This is a genomic window from Streptosporangium sp. NPDC000509, assembly GCF_042898365.1.
Classification (GTDB): Bacteria; Actinomycetota; Actinomycetes; order Streptosporangiales; family Streptosporangiaceae; genus Streptosporangium.
In genome coordinates this window covers 15257-34175 of the sequence record NZ_JBIAYX010000029.1, presented here as the reverse complement: position 1 = coordinate 34175, position 18919 = coordinate 15257, and the positions used below count along the sequence as shown (strand labels likewise).

At 70.2% G+C, this 18919-nt stretch carries 15 protein-coding genes; 3 read left to right on the top strand and 12 right to left on the bottom strand.

Features of this window, described 5'->3' with window-relative positions; all coding sequences use genetic code 11:
- Positions 1-172 precede the first annotated feature (172 nt).
- From ACFY3D_RS36840 to ACFY3D_RS36825, 4 genes are all read right to left on the bottom strand, one after another.
- Positions 173-634, bottom strand: coding sequence for a thiol-disulfide oxidoreductase DCC family protein (locus ACFY3D_RS36840; protein WP_386202474.1), 462 nt, complete (start codon positions 632-634; stop codon positions 173-175).
- Positions 631-1803: a sporulation-delaying protein SdpB family protein gene (locus tag ACFY3D_RS36835; RefSeq protein ID WP_389988752.1), complete on the bottom strand. Its 1173-nt coding sequence runs from the start codon at positions 1801-1803 to the stop codon at positions 631-633. Before ACFY3D_RS36835 ends, ACFY3D_RS36840 begins: the two co-directional genes overlap by 4 nt.
- The gene (locus ACFY3D_RS36830) at positions 1797-2354 is read right to left on the bottom strand and encodes an SdpA family antimicrobial peptide system protein (RefSeq protein ID WP_389988749.1); all 558 of its coding nucleotides are present in this window, start codon (positions 2352-2354) and stop codon (positions 1797-1799) included. The genes ACFY3D_RS36835 and ACFY3D_RS36830 overlap by 7 nt, the downstream gene beginning before the upstream one ends.
- 72 nt (positions 2355-2426) lie before the next feature.
- Entirely contained in the window at positions 2427-3059 is a 633-nt protein-coding gene (locus tag ACFY3D_RS36825) for a hypothetical protein (RefSeq protein WP_389988746.1), read from the bottom strand.
- Positions 3060-3705: 646 nt separating this feature from the next.
- Between ACFY3D_RS36825 and ACFY3D_RS36820 the strand changes: the two genes are divergently transcribed.
- On the top strand, positions 3706-5997 hold the full coding sequence (locus ACFY3D_RS36820) for a hypothetical protein (protein WP_389988743.1): 2292 nt from the start codon (positions 3706-3708) through the stop codon (positions 5995-5997).
- A 254-nt stretch (positions 5998-6251) separates the two neighbouring features.
- Here ACFY3D_RS36820 and ACFY3D_RS36815 read toward each other — a convergent pair whose 3' ends face one another.
- The 6 genes from ACFY3D_RS36815 to ACFY3D_RS36790 all read right to left on the bottom strand — a co-directional run bounded on the left by ACFY3D_RS36815 (position 6252) and on the right by ACFY3D_RS36790 (position 12242).
- On the bottom strand, positions 6252-7415 hold the full coding sequence (locus ACFY3D_RS36815; RefSeq protein WP_389988740.1) for a M20 family metallopeptidase: 1164 nt from the start codon (positions 7413-7415) through the stop codon (positions 6252-6254).
- A gap of 178 nt (positions 7416-7593) precedes the next feature.
- Positions 7594-8895, bottom strand: coding sequence for an MFS transporter (locus ACFY3D_RS36810; protein WP_389988737.1), 1302 nt, complete (start codon positions 8893-8895; stop codon positions 7594-7596).
- A 270-nt stretch (positions 8896-9165) separates the two neighbouring features.
- Complete coding sequence (locus tag ACFY3D_RS36805) at positions 9166-9636, bottom strand: ATP-binding protein (protein ID WP_350944949.1); 471 nt, start codon at positions 9634-9636, stop codon at positions 9166-9168.
- A gap of 333 nt (positions 9637-9969) precedes the next feature.
- Positions 9970-10926, bottom strand: coding sequence for a TIGR03885 family FMN-dependent LLM class oxidoreductase (locus tag ACFY3D_RS36800; RefSeq protein ID WP_389988734.1), 957 nt, complete (start codon positions 10924-10926; stop codon positions 9970-9972).
- A 71-nt stretch (positions 10927-10997) separates the two neighbouring features.
- On the bottom strand, positions 10998-11132 hold the full coding sequence (locus ACFY3D_RS36795) for a hypothetical protein (protein ID WP_389988731.1): 135 nt from the start codon (positions 11130-11132) through the stop codon (positions 10998-11000).
- Between the two features lie 42 nt (positions 11133-11174).
- Entirely contained in the window at positions 11175-12242 is a 1068-nt protein-coding gene (locus tag ACFY3D_RS36790) for a hypothetical protein (protein ID WP_389988728.1), read from the bottom strand.
- Between the two features lie 342 nt (positions 12243-12584).
- On the opposite strand from ACFY3D_RS36790, the gene ACFY3D_RS36785 reads away from it, so the two are divergent.
- Complete coding sequence (locus ACFY3D_RS36785) at positions 12585-13481, top strand: hypothetical protein (protein ID WP_389988725.1); 897 nt, start codon at positions 12585-12587, stop codon at positions 13479-13481.
- 6 nt (positions 13482-13487) lie between these two features.
- Here the strand turns inward: ACFY3D_RS36785 and ACFY3D_RS36780 are convergent, their stop codons facing one another.
- A complete protein-coding gene (locus tag ACFY3D_RS36780; RefSeq protein ID WP_389988721.1) occupies positions 13488-16427 on the bottom strand; it encodes a glycosyl hydrolase in 2940 nt (979 codons plus the stop codon).
- A gap of 619 nt (positions 16428-17046) precedes the next feature.
- Here ACFY3D_RS36780 and ACFY3D_RS36775 point away from each other — a divergent pair.
- Positions 17047-17418 carry a hypothetical protein gene (locus ACFY3D_RS36775; RefSeq protein WP_389988718.1) on the top strand — a complete coding sequence of 124 codons (372 nt, stop codon included), beginning with the start codon at positions 17047-17049 and terminating at the stop codon, positions 17416-17418.
- A gap of 364 nt (positions 17419-17782) precedes the next feature.
- Here ACFY3D_RS36775 and ACFY3D_RS36770 read toward each other — a convergent pair whose 3' ends face one another.
- Positions 17783-18640, bottom strand: a complete 858-nt coding sequence (locus tag ACFY3D_RS36770; protein ID WP_389988715.1) for an alpha/beta fold hydrolase — start codon at positions 18638-18640, stop codon at positions 17783-17785.
- Between the last annotated feature and the right edge of the window lie 279 nt (positions 18641-18919).

Genomic DNA, 18919 nt, shown 5'->3' with positions numbered 1-18919 from the left:
GTGAACGATGGGTGAAACCCGGTCGTGAGACCGGAACGGTCCCCGGCGGCGAACGCGCCTCGCGCCGCGGCCGGGGCCCGCCGGGTTCAGCCTGGAACCCACTCGTGTCCCGGCCGGTACGACCGGCCGGAACATGGCCCCTTCGCGCTCGGGCCGGTGACGTCCGGCCCGGTCACGACCGTTCTTCTCGGCGCGAGGGGCGCTCTGACGCCGATCTCGCCGACAGGCCGGCCCGCCATTCCGGGCTCTCGCCGCGTACCGAGCACAGGGGGGTGCCGCCGGGCAGGCGATGCCGCGTCCTGGCCACCACCGCGTAGACCAGGTGTGCCGCCCAGGAGACCGGGGGGACCGACATGAGCCTCCCGAGTACGCGCCATCCGCGCGAGCGCTGCCAGACGAGCAGCGCGGCGAAGGCCCGCGCGCCACCGGCCGGCGCCTTCCCCTGCTCGATCCACCAGGCGGCTCCGGCCACCTGTTCCGGCGAGAGCCCGTGATGTGCGAGGTCGAGGGCCTGCCAGGCGAAGGTGTCCGGCCAGTCGGGGAGCACACGGCGCAGGGTGCGCAGCGCGTTCGCGCAGAATCCGCAGTCGCCGTCGTAGACCAGGAAACGCGCGGGCGTTCCCACCGGGATCACGGCCGCCCCTCGGGAGCCGGGCCCGCATGGGCCGGAGCGGGGACGGCGGGGACAGCAGGGACGGGAGACGCCCGCCCGGCCTCGTCCTGGGGGTCGGGGGCGGTGATCGCCTCCGGGGACGCGGCGCCGACCGCCACCTCCTGCGGTGCGACCGACGCCTCCTGCGGTGCGGGAACGGCCGTCACCTCGTCAGGAACGGCGGAGGCGGCCCCCGCGGTCGAGCCCGTACGGCGCGCGAGGACCGGCCACGTCGCCCGTACGCGGTCGAGCCGGGCGAGGACCCGCAGGCGGCTGGGCAGCCGGAACGGCACGTCGACCGGGCGCAGATGGAGCACCAGGCAGGCGAGCATCGCGAACATGAAGCTTCCGAGGCCCATGAGCACACCGATCGAGATGTGGAAGGCGACACCCGCGGCGAGCAGGTACGGCCGGACCGGTCGGCGAGCGATCATTCCGAGTGCGATCGCGAACTCGATGACGAGTGGCCCCCACGTCATCAGGGTGACGCCGATCGGGTTGACCAGGATCGGGGTGAGCAGTGGCTTGATCCAGCTCGGCATGCCGAAGAACGGGTCGGTGAGCCAGTACCACAGTCCCGTGCCGTCGGCCCACTCCGCATGGCTCAGCTTGGCCACCGACGCCTGGAAGTAGAGTCCCGCGACCTGCAGGCGGATCACGAAGAAGGTCGTCCAGGCGAAGAACGACAGGACCGGGCGTTCGCTCACGTCGGCGGGCGGGCCCCAGTGCCACCTGCGCCCGTCCATCAGCGCGACGGGAAGCAGCAGCAGGGTGACGACCGAGCTGATCTGGTCGCCCCCGTCGGGGATGGTGGCCGACGCCATCAGGCTCACCGTGACCCACCAGTGCCCCAGGGCGGTGAGCCTCGGACGCCAGCCGATGACCACGAGCAGCAGCAGGCCGATCGAGAGGAAACGGGCGATCTCCAGCTGGTCGCTCGGGAACACGCAGAAGACGCCGGCCTGGGCGATGCCCGAGCAGTTGGGGAAGTCGGGCATTCCCTGCGCGGGGCGGAAGAGCGAGGTGCTGTGACTGAACAGGAGTGTGCCCAGCGTGCCGAGCGCCATCAGGGTACGGGCCAGGCCGTAGACGTTCGTCCACGGCGAGACCCGCGCGAGGCGCGCGACGGCGAGACCGGCTCTGGTCAGCATGTGACCTCCAATCGGGCGACCCTGGCGGGCATGGCCGTGTCGCTCCCGGCCCACGCCCACGGCAGCGGCTCGCGCTGGACCAGGCCCACCGAACCGCAGTGGATGGGGTTGGCCGCGATGTTGCGTATCGTCACGGCGCTGGGGGCTCGGTCGAGGCATGAGGCGACGTCGCCGTCGTCACACGCCGTCCATCCTTCGGGGGGAACCGAGGTCTGCATGATGCCGAGTTCCAGCCCCTGGGCCCGGGAGCGCCGGTTGAAGCCCAGCACGTTGCGCGGTTCCGAGTGCGGGCCGAGTCGCGCGTCCTGCCAGCCGCCGGTGCCCGCGGTCTGCCACACGCCGATCTGCGGTTCGCGTGGCGACTTGGTGAAGAACGCCCACCCCTGCGGGGTGAGGGTGGTGATGGTCGCCCTCAGCTGCTCCTGTCCGGGAAGCGCGAGGGCGTTGCTCGGCAGTTGGGTGTGCACCACGTAGAAGATCACTGATCCCCAGAAGGCGACAATGCCGACGAGCGCCCACCCGAGGCGCCTGGCCATGGTGGTTTCGGTCAACAGAATCTCCGTGGATTCTCAAGGCCCGGTTCCGCGCCGGACGCGGCGCGGAACCGGGCGTGGGGCCGGAGATCAGGCGGCGAGTCGCTCGGCGACGAGGTTCACGAAACGCTCGCGGTCGAGCCTCGCCAGGTCGTCGCTCACCAGGGACTCGGTCCAGTGCCTGACCTCGTAGACATTGGACTCACGGACCGCGTTGTACATCTTGTACGCGTTCACGAACTCGTAGACGTTGCCGAGATAGATCATGAACACGTAGACCGCGAGGCCGTTCGCCTGGTCGGCGGCCGTGGAGTCGGCCTTGAATCCGAACCGTTCGGCCAGCACGTCCTTGGTGAGGTTCTGCGCTTTCGTGAAGGCCCGGTCGATCCTGACGTGGTCGCCGCTGGTCATCTCCCTGCCGAACGACGCGAGGAACGCCGGATCCTTCTTCGAGATCGCCGCCACCATCGCGGAGGCGAACGCCTCCTGCTTGGCCGTCACCCCACCGGCCGGGCGCATGATCTCGGGGAACCTCTCGGCCACCGGCCCGATCCCCAGGATCAGACCCCGATAGACACTCTCACCGTCGTACGCCGAGACCACGGCCCCCGCCCCGGCCACGACCGCACCGGCACTGGCACCGGCCGCGTGCACCGGCACCACCACCGCACCGGCCACCAACCCCGCGGCCAACGCCGCCAGAACCGTCTTCGATACCCGCATCGAACTCCTTCCACGAACGTGAGACGGCGCCCGGAATCCCGATGTGAGCTCGTTGGCCGGCGACAGGAGCCTTTTCCTACGGTCCGCGACATTCCGGCGCAAAAGAGGTTGGATTCCGGCCATTGTCTCCACGGACTTTTCGCCGCTTCGACGGAGAGTGTCACAGGCGATTTGGCGTGCGCTTGGAACGGCGCCGCCCTCGCCAGTGAATCACTTGGAACCCAGCCCAACCCGGTCAGACCAGCACAAAGCAGACCAGCCCGCCCCGGTCCGCGCCCCGACGGGTTTCCCCGCCGTCGACGGCGGGGTCCGTTTCGGATTCTTCTCGACCGGGAAAAGGCCCCGCGCGGGCGGCCGTTCCGGATTGTCGCTCAGCTGCGACCTCGGGAAAGACCGCGACACCGCGTCAGGATGTCGTCACACTGAGGTGTGACAAAGTCGGTTGATTGCGGCAGCACACGAAGCCCTTGAACCCGATTTACGTCATATACAGCCTAATTCCGCATTAAAACAGCATTTACGGCGCACTTTGCCCCCGCTGGAACCTGCGGAGCCCGGCTGACATCCAACCCCGTACGACTGACGTCCTTTTACCGGAAGTGAGCCGTACATCCCCCAGGTTGATGACATATGAGGTGTCGTGACTATGGCGTCGAATGTAACGCGGTTATACCAGGCGGTGCTGCGCGACCCGGTCGCCCCGATCTCGATCCGGCTGCGCCGCACCTTCTCGGAGTGGGTCGAGCAGAAGGGGTTCCCGCCCCCGGGTGCCGCGCGGGCGATGGTCGAGGCCGAGGCCGGCCGGGCACGGCTCACGATGGAACGGCGCGGCGACTGCGGCCGGTACACGCTGGACGAGCCGTACGGGAAAGGGCACCTGAAGACCCGGGTGACCTACACCGAGTCGACGGCGGGCATGACGGGCTGGGTGATCGTCACCGTGGACCGGCACGAGGGACACGACCCGGAAGGGCACCGGCCGGCGCCGTACCAGAACGGAAAGCACGAAACGGAACGACACCAACCGGTGTCTCAGCAGAATGGAAAACCGGAAAAAGGGCGAAATGCACCAGGGTCGTACCGGAACGGAAAGCACGAGCCGGGGCGAGCGGAAAGGCGAGAACCGCCCACGGCGAGCGTGCCCGGGTTCCTCCCCGCATACCTGCGCACCGCGCGGATCAGCGACGGCGGCATCCACCTGGAGGACGGCCCGCTGGTTCTCCATGAGGACGACCTGGACCGGTTCGTCCCGGTGATGACCGAGCCTCTCCGGAGGGTGCCGATCCTCGTCCTCTCCGTGGATCCGCAGAACCCGGAGGCCGTGCGGACCCATGCCGACTATCTGGCCGGTGCGGTCACCGGTGCGAGTCTGGTCGTACGGCTCGCCGACCTGCGCACCCAGAACCGGTTCAACAAGGCGATGGGCAAGGAGCTGGGGGTGTTCGGCGGCGGGATCCGCACCTATCTCGCCCCCTTCGACCCCGCCGGGGAGCCCTACCCCCGCAGGCATCCGCCGATGGGCGCCGCCATGATCCGGGAACAGGGTGTCGCCGCCCTCGACCTGATCGCCACCGGGGCGGTCGGTGCGACCGTCCATCGCGAGCTTCCCGACGACGTCCGGCGGACGCTCGGCGTCGTCTACCGCGTGCTCGCCGGACGCGCCGAACTGAGTGAGATCGCCGAGGCCGCCGCGCCCCGGCCCGCCAAGACCGATGCCGCCCGTGAGGAGCTACGGCGGCGGATGATGGCGATGACCCGGCGTCCCGCGCCCGTCGTGCTCCCCGCTCCCACCACCCCCGCCTCGGTCGCCGGGACCGCCGAGGACTCCGAACCCGCTCCCGGCTCGGAGGAACCCACCGCCACCCTGGAACCCGTAAAGCCCACGGAGACAGGAACGACCACCTCGGCGGGCGTCCCGGCGTCGAGTACGGAGGAGATCGCCCAGGTGGTGGCGGACATGGTGGTCAAGGAACTGCGCGGGGAGCTGGAGACGGCACTGGGGCTCGCCACGTCGTCACAGGCCGCCGGCGGTGATTCCGACGGTGACTCCGAGCGGGTGCTGCGTGAGATCCGCACGCTCGGCGCGCACCTTTCCGGCCTGCGCGACATCGTCGCGGAACAGCGTGACATCGTCGCCGGGCGGCACGGCGACCTCACGCACCTCCGGAGCGACGGCACGGGAGGGCATGGCGACGTCGTCGAATCCCGAGGGCACAGCAACGGACGTCACATCGACGGATCCGTCGCGGAGGAGGGGAGCGAGCGGCCGGCCACGCGGACCAGGAGCCTGCGCGAGGAGCACCGGCTGCTCACCGAGGAGTACGCCGAGGCCGTCACGAACGCGAGGAAGCTCACCGAGCGGGTCCGCTGGCTGGAGGCGAGGCTCGCGGAGGCGGGCCAGCCCGTGTACGGCGTGAACGAGGAGGTCCCCGTCTTCGAACCCGCCAGTCTGATCGAGGTCCTGATCGAGGCCCGCCAGAGCCTGCGCCACATCGTCGTCGGCGACACCGACGGTCCCGCCGCCCGGCTGGACCTGGACCATCCGGCCCAGTCGCGGACCTGGGCGGCGAAGGCCTGGGACTCCCTGCGCGCCCTGGAGGACTTCGCGAGGGCTCGGTCCGGAGGGGAGTTCGCGGGCGGCTTCTACGACTGGTGCGCCCAGGGCTCCCCCGGGCGCCGCACCATCCCCACCGGGATGCTGTCCATGCGCGAGTCGAAGAGCGTGGTCACCCGCGCCAAGTTCAGCGATCGCCGGACCTTCGCCGTCCCGCCCGAGGTGAGCCCCGGCGGGCAGGTCCTGATGGAGTCCCACGTCAAGCTGCGGCCGGTGGGCTATCCCGCGCCCCGGATGTACTTCCACGACGACTCCGGCGGCGCCACCGGCAAGATCTGGATCGGCTACCTGGGCGGGCACCTCCCCAACACCCGTACCAACTGACCGCCCCGTGGCCTTCGAGGGGTCGTGGACTCCCGGACGAGCGCTCCCGCGGCCGTGGAACCGATCAGCCGCGGGAGGTTATCTGCTGCACGGCCCAGCCGTTGCCGTCCGGGTCCTTGAAGAAGACGAATCCCACGTCGTCGAGGTCTCCCCCTTTGATAACCCATTCGCTCTATAAACTTATGCTTATATAAAGGTCCGTGTGACGGCTGTCGACCGCCGTCGCACTCAGGCCCCACGCCGGGAACGCCCGCTCAGGTGTCCGCGCCGATCACCCGCGCGGCGGCGAGGTAGGCGGCGAGCAGGCTCTCGGCGACCGCCGTCACGGTCTCGTCTCCCGGCAGGAAGTACGGGCTGTGCAGCCCCGAGGTCGTGTCGGTGCCCACGAACAGCATCAGCGACGGCACGACCGACGCGAAGTGGGCGAAGTCGTCGGCGCCGCAGGAGCGCAGCGTCGCGGGCATGTGGTGGGCCACCTCGACGAGGATGCGGCCGGTCTCCTCGGCGAGCCGGGCGTGGTTGACGAGCACCGGCTCCCCGTTCGCGATCCGTACCTCCGCCTCGCAGCCGTGGACGCGGGCGACCCCCTCGACGACCTCGCGGAAGCGGTGGTGCAGCTGCCGGCGCCAGGACTCCGACATCGTACGGAGGGTGCCGCGCGCCGCGGCCTGTCCCGGGATCGCGTTGGGGACGTTGCCCGCCGACACGGTCCCGAAGGTGACCACGGTCGGCGTCATCGGGTCGGCGTCGCGGCTCACGAGCTGCTGCGCGGCCACGATGATCTGGGCGAGCGCGAGAACCGGATCACTGGACAGGTGGGGGTAGGCCGCGTGCCCGCCCTGCCCGCGGACGACGACGGCGAACTCGTCGGAGGAGGCGTTGACCGCGCCGGGGGTGCAGGCCGTCTCACCCGCGCCGAGCACCGGCTGGACGTGTGCCGCGATCATCGCGCCGACCTGGTTCCTGCGCAGCGCGCCCGACTCGACGATGTCCCTGGCACCGGAGGGAGGGGTCTCCTCACGCGGCTGCAGCACCGCGACCATCGGCGCCGGCGCCCGTACCCGGTCGACCGCCCTGGTCAGCGCGACCAGGGCCGCGAGGTGCACGTCGTGGCCGCAGGCGTGCATCGCGCCGTTGCGCGAGGCCCAGGGAACGTTCGTCTCCTCGGGGATCGGCAGGGCGTCCAGCTCTCCGCGTACCCCGACGGCGAGCCCTTCGCCGCCGACCCGCAGGAGCGCGCCGGTCACGGCCACCCGCTCCATCGCGTTGCCCTCGGGCAGCGCGTCCAGCACACGCTTGAGGGTCGGCTCCTCCTTTCCCGAGACGCAGGGCTCGGCATGCAGTTCTCGCCGTAGCTGGAAGGCGGCGGGCAGTTCGGCGTGCAGGGCGGCGCGGAGCCGCTCACGAACCTCGTTCATCGCCCCTCCCCGGACCGGAGGGCGTCGTGGCCGACCCTCACGCGCCCTCCTGTGCGAGCGCGCGGACGTGGATGCCGATCATGGATCTCCCTCTGCTGTGCGTGGTGCCGTTCTCATGGTGCATGGGTGAGGCGGGGCCGTTCCCAAGGAAATGTCATGCCCGAATATCCCCGCCGGCTCACCCGCCGATCGGCCGCTCCACCTCACCGGGCGCCTCGCCCGTCGCCGTGCCCGCTACTGTGCCCGCGTTCTTCCCCCGGACGGCGTACGCGAGGGTGAGGGCGACGACGGTGATCGGGAAGACGGCGGCGACGAGGATGCCGGTGCGCAGACCGGAGCCGCCGTCGTCGGGGAGCGCGGCCGACAGGGTGGCGAGAAACCCGCCGGCGGCGGCGGAGGCGTCCGCGGCGGCCCCGGCGATCCAGGGTCCGGCCGCGCCACCGGCGTCCCCGAAGACGGCGAGCACGCCGAACATCGCCGCGCCGCCGAGGGGGAAGCGGGCCGCTGCGAGGCTGAAGGTACCCGGCCACAGGAGGCTGACGGCGAGGCCGCACACCGCGCAGCCGATGAGGCTGACCACCGGGTTGGAGGACAGGCAGACGACGAGATAGCAGACGGTCGCCAGCGCGCCGCACGAGGCCATCGCGGGCACCAGCGGGATCTTCTCACCCCACAGGCCGTAGACGATGCGGCCGATGCCCATCAGGACCGCGAACAGGCACGGACCCGCCAGGTCGCCCCACACCTTGGAGACTCCCAGCCCCTCCTCGGCGAAGAGGGAGGACCACTGCGACATGGTCAGCTCGGCCGCGCCCGCGCTGAGCATCAGCACGAGGGCGGCGGCGAAGGCGGGAGCCCCGAAGAGCGCCCGCAGGGAGGTGCGGTGCTCGTCGGGCACGGTCGCGGGCAGCGGCACCCTCAGGAACGCCACCATGTTGACCAGCGGGACCAGCGCCCAGGCGACGGGCAGGACCTGCCAGGCGTCCTGGCCGATCCAGGCCAGCAGCAGCGTGCTGCCCGCCACCACCGCGACCTGTCCCCAGCAGTAGAAGGAGTGCAGCAGGCTCATCGCCGCGGCCTTGCCCTCCTGCGGGCTGGGCAGCGCGTCCACGACCGGGCTGACGAGCACCTCCAGCAGGCCGCCGCCGACGGCGTAGACGACGATCGCGACGCACAGTCCCAGGTACGGGGAGGGCGACACGGCCGGGGCGACCGCGAGCAGCATCAGTCCCAGCGCCGACAGGATGTGGGCCAGCACCAGCGGGACGCGGTAACCGGTCCGGTCCACGAACTTCACGGCCACGATGTCGGTGACCAGCTGGGTGGCGAAGTTGAGCAGCACCAGGCGCCCGAGCATCTCCAGCGGCAACTGGTAGCGGGTCTGGAACACGATGAACAGCAGGGGGGCCAGGTTGTTGACGATGGCCTGGGTGACATATCCGGTGTAGCAGGCGCGGCGGGTGTGGTCGTACGTCGTCATGGGTGATGCGTTTCTCTCCCTGGGGGGCCGATCGTCCTGGGGGCCGATCGTCCGCACACTACGGGGCGCGCCGACACCGCGGGACACCCACCCCCGGCGCGCGAAAACACCAGGTCATCGGGAGGGCCGGACGGCCGCGCGACCTTGGGCGGCGGATCTCACACCTGGCGGACGGCTGTCTTGGGCCGCGGGCCTCTCACCCCCGGCGGACGATCGTGCTCCCGGGCCGCGCGTTCCCCGGGCGGCCGGGCGGTTTGGGGCGCGTGGCGCCTACTTGAGCTGCAGGACCGGGGCGACGGCGGAATGCGAGCGGGGGGAGGCGGGGAGGCCGAGCACGAACCAGACGATCTTTCCTCCGGTGGCGGGATGGGCGACGCCCCAGTCGTCGGCGAGGGAGTCGACGATCTGGAGGCCCCGGCCGCTGGTGGCGTCCATGTCGCGGGCACACATGCGGGGAACTCCCGCCCCGGGGTCGAAGAGCTCACCGCGGACGAGGTTCTCGCCGCCTCGGATGCGCAGCGCGCACGCGGCGCCGCCGTACCTGACGGCGTTGGTGACCAGCTCGCTCACGATCAGCATGCAGTCGTCTATGAGATCGTCAGCGCCCCACAGGGAGAGCTCCCGGCGAACCAGCGAGCGGGCGTCGCGCACGCTCGCGGGGACGGCGGGCAGCAGGCACTCGCCTACGTACTCGTGGGCGACCTCGAGGGCCGCCGCGGATGAGTTGTGCTGGAGAGACACTGCGCCTCCTTCTGATGGGAGCGCTCCCATGACAAATGTAGAACATCCGGTCACGTCTGGGAATTGATTCCCTCCTAATTGTTTCTATTAGATGTCGTAAGAGTGACGATAAGTCAGTGCGTTTCGTGACGTTTGGGGAGGATGGGGCCACAGACCCCAGCAGGAGTCATCACCACCCCTTACCGGACACCGCGCCACACCACCTGGGCGGGTTCCCCTCCGTCCGTGAACCCGCCCGCGCCTCACCCCCGTCCGTGAATCCGTCCGTGAAGCCGCCCGTGCCCTTGTCCCCCGCCCTCCCGGATCAACGCGCCCGGAAGGGCCGCGACCACGTCAGCGCAGTTGGGGAAGGACCTTCGCGCCGAACGCGTCGATGAAGGGGGCCTGCTCCTGGCCCACATGGTGCAGATAGATCTCCTCGAAGCCCAGGTCGGCGTACTCGTTGATCCTGGCGGCGTGCCAGCCCAGGTCGGACGAGACGTTGACGACCTCGGCGATCTGCTCGGCCGAGACGTCCGCGGAGACCACGTCGAAGAGTTCGGGGGTGTCGAGATCCCAGCTGACCGGCGGGGAGAAGACATTGCTTCGCCACTGGTGGTGGGCGATGGCCATCGCCTCGTCGTCACTCTCGGCCCAGCTGAGGTGAACCTGGAGCGCCACCTTCCCCTTACCTCCGGCGTCCCGGTAGGCGCCGATGACCTCGCGCAGGTGGTCGACCGGTCCTCCCACGGTGATCAGGCCGTCGGCCCACTCCGCGCACCAGCGGGCCGTGTCGACGCTCACCGCCGCGCCGACCAGCTTCGGCGGGACCTCGGGCCGGGTCCACAGCCGGGCGCGGTCGACGGTCACCAGGCCGTCGTGGCTCACCTCCTCCCCCGCCAGCATCGCCCTGATGATGTCGACACACTCCCGCAGACGCCGCGTGCGAAGCTCCTTGCGCGGCCAGCGGTCACCGGTGATGTGCTCGTTGCTCGCCTCGCCCGTGCCGAGGGCGGCCCAGAAGCGCTCGGGGAACATCGCCCCGAGGGTGCCGATCGCCTGGGCGATGATCGCGGGGTGGTAGCGCTGGCCGGGGGCGTTCACAACGCCGAACGGCAGGTTCGTGGCCTGGAGCGCCGCGCCCAGCCAGGACCAGGCGAACCCCGACTGCCCCTGTCGCTCGCTCCACGGGGAGAAGTGGTCCGACGACATCGCCGCCCCGAACCCCGCCTGCTCGGCCTGGGTGACGGCTTTCAGAAGCTCTGCCGGGTGGATCTGCTCGTGTGAGGAATGGAAGCCATAAGTCGTCATCGCCTCCGGCTACCCGGGAGAAGGCCGTCCATTCGGGCACACGCCCCCGACCTGGCCGTACGGATGAGCTCTCACGTGAGCGGCCGGGCCGGATCCTGACGGGTGACCGGCTCGGACGGATGCCGGGCCGGAGCCGTACCGATGAACAGGCCGGAGGCGTACGGGGGAACGGGCTGGACGGGAAGCGCGGTACCGCCCGAGGTCACGGACGGCACCGCGCTCGGCCTCACCCGGACATCACCCGGGCCTCAGAAGGCCGACGTGTAGGTGACGAACGAGAGCCTGTCGACGCGGGTGGCCGCGTCGTAGCAGGCGACGTTGCGCACGATGGCATTGCCGGCGTTGGTGTTCCACAGGCTCTGCAGGTTGCAGAACTCGGGGCCCGGCCCGAACGCGGTGACCTGGACCTGGTCCTGCAGGAGCCCGACCTTCGGGAAGGTGACCAGACGCAGACCGGTTCCCGCGCTCTGGATCGTGTTCGTGGCCCCCTGGGAGTTGTAGTTCAGGCCCGCGGGCGTCGGCGCGTACGGGCCGGGGTTGGCCGGGTTGGTGTCGAAGGTGTAGGCGAAGTTCTTCGGCGGGATCGCCGCGCCGGTGATGGCGCGCTCACGCTGGTAGGTGAGGGTCCATCCGGTGTTGAGCGGCGCATTCGTCGCGTTGTGGCAGCGCACCTGGAGCATCTGCGAGCCCCCGCCGGGGGACCAGGAGCCGACCTTGCAGCGGGCGGGCTGGCTGGGGTTCACCGCGGTGACCTGGAGGTTTCCCGCGGCACTCGCCGAGCCGAGGCCCGGCAGGGTGACCGTCCAGACGCCCACCCCACCGGGGACGGCGGTGTTCACGCCCCCGACCGAGTTGAACTGGTCGGCGACGCCGGCGCCATTGTGGCGCACGTAGCCGAACGCCTGCGGTGCGGGCAGGGTGCCGGTGCTCTGCTCGAAGACGATGCTGTACGGGGTGAAGACCGGAGCCCCTCCGTACCGGTAGCACTGCACCGCCACCATCAGGTCGGATCCCGAGGGACCCCAGTTCTGCACCTGACACCAGTAGGCGTTCTGGGAGATCGCCGTGACGTGGACGACGCCGCCGGTGATCGCGATCTGCGGGAACCTCACGATCGTCTGCCCCACCCCACCGGGGGTGACGGTGACGTTGAAGCCCGGCGCCCAGCTGCCCGCCTGGTGGTTGATGTCGGGGACGCCGGAGGTCACGTCGACCACCGCGAAACCCCACCGGTTGGGAACGGCGGCCTGCGCGCCCGTTGCCGCCGCGGTGACGCTCGCGGCGAGCATCGCGATGACACACAGGATTTGAATCATGACTCTTCGTAACTGCGGCATGCCGTACTCCATCGGCTTGGGGGGTGGGCGATCGGACGCGACCGAGGAACCAGCGAAGTGAGCGGAAATGTCTGGAATCACAGTTCGTCCTGAGCTCTTGATAACCCGCCCGCCCCTCCTTGAAAAGACCCAACCTGACGGGTGAGATGACTTCGTCTTCCCAGATCAGGTCAGGGTTCCGACCAGATGGCGCTCTTCTCCCCCAGAGATCACCCGGCCGTTCCTGCGAGTACCGTATGAACAACGCACAACCGATCCGCCAGGATCCACAAGACGGGGTGTGAGACCGTGCCGCAGCTCGAACCGAACGTTCCGCGTGTCATGTGGCAGTTACTTGAGCCCCTGCACGCCGTCACCTACTTCGCCCCCGAGGCGCTGGCGGCGTCCGACGCGGTCGGCATGCGCGGTTTCTGGATGGGCTACTTCGCGTCCAGGGCGGCGCCCCTCGGGCCGGTCGGCCCCGGCGTCGTCACGGCGGCCTTCCACGGTTTCCCCCCGGCGAGGGTCGCCAGGGCGCTCCCCGACGCGTGGACGTTCGCCACCCCCGGCGACGTGCTGCGCGCCAGGCTCGACGGGGCGGGAGCGGCGCTGCGGAACGTGCTCACCGACAAGGTGATCGGATCGGACGACATGCGCGCGGCGGCCGACCTCGCCTGGGAGGCCGCGCGGCTCGCCGACACCGCCGGCCGGGTGCTCGGCGCGGCCAACCAGGCGCTGCCCGCGCCCGACGAGCCGCACCTGCTGCTCTGGCAGGCCGCGACCACGCTGCGCGAGCACCGGGGCGACGGGCACGTGGCCGCCCTCGTCGCCCACGGCGTCTCCCCCGTCCAGGCCCACCTGCTCAAGGTCGCGGCGGGTGAGACGGATCTGGAGCAGCTGCGCCTGGGACGGCACTGGGACGACGAGGAGTGGGAGGCCGGTGCCGCCGCCCTGCGTGAGCGCGGGTGGGTCGACGACTCCGGCGCGCTGACGGCCGAGGGTGCGCGGGAGCGCGGGCGGATCGAGCGGCTCACCGACGAGGCGGCCGCCACCCCGTGGCGTGCCCTGGAAGACGAGCGCACCTCCGAGCTCGCCCTGCTGCTCCACCCGCTGACCACGGCCGTCCTGGAGTCGGGCGTCATTCCGCCCTCGAACGCGATCGGCCTGCCGCGCTCACTCGCGGAAGGCGAGGACGGCCGGGGGCTCACGCTCCCGGCCGTCCCTTCGCGGATCGGCTGAGGGGGATCAGCCGAACGGCAGCCGTACGAAGGACCGGTTACCGACACCGAGGCTGACGGTGTTGGCGCCGATGGCGTTCCATACCTCGACCCTCACCCGGCCGTTCGACAGGTTGCCGAGCGTGCCCGAGGAGGACTGCGGGCCGGCCCCCTGCGTGTAGTGCTCCCAGCCGGTCACCGGGTCGGTCGCGAAGTAGGCGTAGGTCTCCACCCTGTCCCAGCTCCCGTCGCCGGTCAGATCGTAGGAGACCCTGACCTGGGTGCCGTTCGCGACCGCGGTGCCCGAGTCCAGGAAGAGGTCGAACGCGGTGGTGCCGCCGTTGCGGTTGGCGGTGAGACCGGTCGCCGTGAAGACCTGGGCGTTGGTCGGGACGCCGTCGTGGTTGCCGTTCGCGGCGGCCAGCGTGACGCTGCCCGCCGTGCCGGTCGTGCCCGTCAGCCCTCCGCCGCTCTGCAGGTAGCGCGTCGCGGCGAAGACACCCGGGGTCGGGGTGGGGGTCGGGGTGGGGGTCGGGGTGGGGGTCGGGTCGGGGTTCGTGGTGCCGCCCCCCGCGTTGCCGCCGCTCCAGGTGAAGGCGCCGGAGGTGGCCGTCTTGCCCGCCGGCACGTTGAGCACGGTGCCGTTGGAGAAGGTCACCGTGAGCGGGCTGCCGGTGATGTTGGACGCGACGTAGGTGCGTGCCCCGTTCTTGCTGAACACCTTCGCCAGCGGGTGGTTCGCGGTGACGGAGTTGTCCACCGTGCCGAGGGCGGCCAGGTTGCGGATCCAGTGGAAGGTGTGCGCCCTGCTCTCCCCTTCCTCCGGGGTGTAGCCTCCGGCGGCGCGCAGGTTCGCCAGGGCCGCGTCACCGTTGCCCAGCGCCTGGAACTGCCAGATGATGTCCTGCCACACCGTGGGTGGCCCGCCGTTGTTGCGTACCAGTTCGGCATAGTTGGTATTCACGTAGGCGGGGTTGTCGCCCAGGTAGAAGTGCCCGCCGGTGATCGGGAGCATGTTGATGCCCTGGATCATCTCCGGTTCGGCGCTGAACCAGGTGGCGTACGCGCCGCCGCTGCCCCAGACCATGCCGACCGTGCTGTGGCCGAAGGCGGCGGGGAAGTTCTGGTCGCGCACGTCGAACCAGTACTCCTGGATCGCCGCGGCCTGGGTCGTGTAGATGAAGATGCCCGCGTCGCGGACGGCGGTGTTGCCGGTGGCCTGTCCCCACTGGATGAGGGCGTTGGCGAAGTTCTGGCCCTCCGACGACGACTCCTGGTTGTTGCCCGAGCCGAACGCGCCGTGACCCGACGCCCAGTCGTGGCCCGCGTAGATGTCGAAGTCGCGCAGGTACGGGAAGCGGGTGTCGGACCGGTCGTAGTTGTTGGCGTCGCGGATCAGCAGATCCACCATGCCGCCGTACTGGCTCGCCTTCGCCCAGTTGGGGTCGAACTTGGCGAGGGTCGCGGCGGCGGCGATGTAGTAGCCGTAGTGGAAGTGGTGGTCGTTGAGCTCCAGGTCGGAGCCGTAGGAGGCCGGGTAGCCGAGCAGGGTCCCCCAGTTCTGGTTGTAGTAGAAGACCCTGGTCGTCTTGCCCGGTGAGGCGGTGAACCAGTCGTTGAGGCGGGTGCGGATCGCGTTCAGCGCGGCGGTGCGCACCGACGTCAGGTTGAGCTGGTCGGCGATCTCCGCGATGCGGGCGGCCCGGCCCAGGCCCTTGCCCGTCCAGTAGGTGTCGTCGCCCCGGATGTCCATCGGATTGCCGAGTTCGGCGTTGAGCTGGTTGGTGACCGTGGTGAGGTCCGCCCCCGAGCTGTCGGCCACCGCGGGGACCTCGGGCAGGACGCCGGTGTACTTCATCGTCGTCCTGAACTGCGTACCGGTGACGATCTTCATCTGCCCGCGCGCCGACACGTACGTCTGCGCCAGCGGCGTCGAGCCGGTCAGGTAGTTCCACTGGTGCGGGTAGAGCGCGATGACCGTGCCGGTCTGGCTGCCCTGCCTGGCCGTGGTGGTGAAGGCGTACGTCGTGGTCAGCGTGCTCGCGGACTGGTTGTAGGCGTACGAGACACGGGTGCCGGTGACGTGCGCGTGCGCGTACTGGCCGTAGGTGCTCGCCAGCGCCGCGCGGTCGCCGCCCGCGGGAAGCGCCGCCACCGAGAAGAAGTCCTTGCCCGCGAGGGAGGAGCTGATCGTGGTGCCGCTCACCGACCAGGTCGCTCCGGTCGGCGCGTAGGCGACGTAGTCACGGCCGCCGACGGTGAAGCCGATGGTGGCGCCGCTGTTGGACCACACCGTGGGGGTGCCCGCGGCGGTGATCTGCGCGTTGCCGCCGGTGATCTGGAAGTACGCGAACGGCAGGCCGTGGCCGATGGTGGCCTTCATCGTCCGGCCCCCGCCGCTCCAGTACGGGGTGACGGTCCAGTCGCTCCAGCCGTCGACCTTGACGTCCGGCGAGTTCAGGCCCGCGACGCCGACGCGGATGTTCTCGACGTAGGGGTAGTGGTACTCGCCGACGCCGGTCGCGGTGCCGCTGATGGCGGGGGTGGTGTTGTAGGAGAAGCCGAGCCCGTTGCCGAAGGTGTCGTACGAGATCGGGTGCGCGTGGAGCGGCTCACCGTACGCGCAGTCGGTCTTCTTGTAGAGGATCGACGACCACCAGTCGTTGGTGGGCACGGCTCCCGCGGGGGCGTTGGACGTCACCCACTGGCGGGGGTTGGTGGAGATGGAGCCGCAGCCGGTCGGCAGCGAGCGTCCTGCGGGGAGGGTGTCCGCGTAGCTGCCGGCGCCGACCGTGGCGGCTTCCGCGGAGCGGGCGGCGCCGAGGCCGAGCAGCCCGGCCACCATCGCGACGACCACACCGGCGGCGAGGCGGCGACGGCGGGCCCTGAGGCGGGCCGCCGACCGGGCGAGTCGTCCTTCGCGGGGGTGCGCACTGTCCGGACCCGTGGTCCGGATCGAGGGATCCATAGGGGGTGCCTCCGGGGAGAGGAATCGGGCTCTGAAGCTGACCGATACGAGAGAGCGCTCTCTCACCGAAAAGTAACGGGATGCGTCACGTCAGTCAATGTTTCACGTTGGTAACGAGTAGGTAAAGGACGGAGATGCAGGCGAGGGGGCGTAAGCCCAGAAAAATAGGGCGTTCCACTGCGCGGCGCCATCTTTTCGTCCGCCCACCTATCACATCGCCCATCTGGCCGACGATCAAGAAATGACCCTACCCTGATCTGAGAGCGCTCTCATAGTCGGTCGACGTTCAACGCCGGTCGACCTCTTGACGGCGCCCGCTCCCTCCCGCCCGTCGTCGGCCGGGCCCCGAGGACACCAGTCCCCGTTCACCGTCGACCACCCCCTCGACGACGCGAACCCCCACCCGGAAGACCTCCTCGGCGGCGCGAATCTCCCACCTGGAACACCCCTCGGCGGCGCGAACCCTTCACCCGGAACACCCTCCCCCCACGCCCGCGCATGCCCGATCACCAGGGCGGACGCAACTGGCGAGACGGCGACAAAAACAGGGCTGGACACTGAGAGTGATGAAGAATTACTCTCAGTGAGAACACAGGCACCCTCTGCCACAGGAGACATCATGCGAAGCAGGAAGCTCATGACCGCCGTGCTGAGCGCCGCAGCCATCGCGGGTCTGACCACGATGACCGCCGCCGCTCCGGCCACGGCCTCCGTGCCCACCGTCCCCGATGCTCCCGCCGCCGCCGACTTCACCGGCTACCAGATCGTCAAGCTGCCGAACGCCAATGTGCCCAACTTCCAGCGCCGCGTGGTCCGCTGCCCCGCCGGAAAGAAGGTTGTCGGCGGCGGCGCCGAGGCGCAGGGCAACGGGGCCATCCTGGTGGGCTCCTTCCCCACCGACGACGGCAACGGCTGGATCGGGCTCGGTCGCCAGATCGGCTACAACGACGTGGGCATCAGCGTCTACGCGATCTGCGCCAACGTCAGCTGATCACCGCTCCGCGACACCTGCCGCCCCCCCTGGCCCCCTGCGACACCTTCCCCTGTGACACAGCACCCGGGCCACCACGGTGACCACCGTCCTCGTCGTCACCACCACCCCGCCCATCTCCCCCCGGTGATCGCCGTCCCCCGCGATCACCACCGTCTGATCACCTTCCCCTGATCAGCGTCCCCAGGGAAACACCGGCTCCGGCCAGACCAGAAAAGGTCCGACCGGAGCCGTTCCGCACGTTCCCCCAAACCGCCCCGCGAAGAACCCCGCCCCGGGGATCGCCCTCGCTCCGAACGAGGAGCGACTCAGCGCGCCGAACGGCAGCAGGAAAACTGGTGTTACGCCTCGTCGGCGCGTTCGCTCAGGGGCGCGAGAGCACCTCGTCGAGCTTGGCGGCGAACTCCTCGTGCAGGCTGCCGAAGGCCCCGTGGTCACCGGGGAACATCACGTGCGTCCCCCCGATCTGCTCGGCGACGACGAAGGAGGCCCGGTAAGGTGGCTGCCCCTCCGAGGCTTCGCCCGCCACCATCACGACGCGTGCCGAGGAGGCCCGCAGCGCGTCGGCGTCGGGGACGTATCTCACGAACGGCGGCACCTCGTAGCCGATGAAGAACTCCATGTTCTTCTCCATCCGCGCCATCGTCTCCGCCGCCTCGGGAGTGGGCTCCTCCTGCTCTCCCTGGGTGGCCGCCTCCTCGTGCTCCCTGCCGGTCCTGTCGAACCCGGTGGCGAAGGCCTGCATCGCGGCTCCGGTCCCCTCCTTGGCGAACGCCTCCTCCACGTCCCGGATGACATCGCGCCAGCGGTCGCGGTCGGGCAGCAGCTCGAACAGCGGCGGCTCGTGGGAGACGAGGGTGCGCACCTGCTCGGGGTGGCGGGTGGCCAGCTCCAGGCCGATGATCGCGCCGGAGCTGTTGCCGAAGACGTACGCGGGCTCGTCGGCGGTGACGCCCACCTCCACCAGCAGGCGGTGCGCGTCGTCGGCGTGCGTCTCGATGCTCTGCGACTCGGGCGGCCCGTCCAGCGGGCTGCGCGAGTTGCCGCGCCGATCGTAGGTCACCACCGTGTAGCGGTCGGCGAGCCGCTGGGCCAGACCCGCGTATCCGGCGGCGTCGTAAACCCCGCCGCAGATCAGCAGCAGGGTCGGCCCCGAGCCGCGGATCTCGTAGTGAAGGGTCGCGCCGGGAACCTTCAGGGTGTTCGTCTTGACGGGCTGCATGGTCGCTTCTCCTCGAAAGTCGTCGGCCGTCTCGCTTCTCTGATCACAGAGAATCGGAGCCACGGATGCGTTCTCGACATCCCCACCCGCACAGTCGCAGCGAAAGAGCGTCTCCTCCTGTGGCGGGCCACCCCGGGTCGGCGGCGCGTGCCGGACCGCACCACCGCCACCGTCCTGCCCACTTCCCCTCAGGGGGACACCACGCGTCGGGGGGGGGGGGGGGCGGGGGGGCGGCCCCCCCCCCCGCGGGGGGGGGGGGGGGGGGGCCCCCCACCCCGC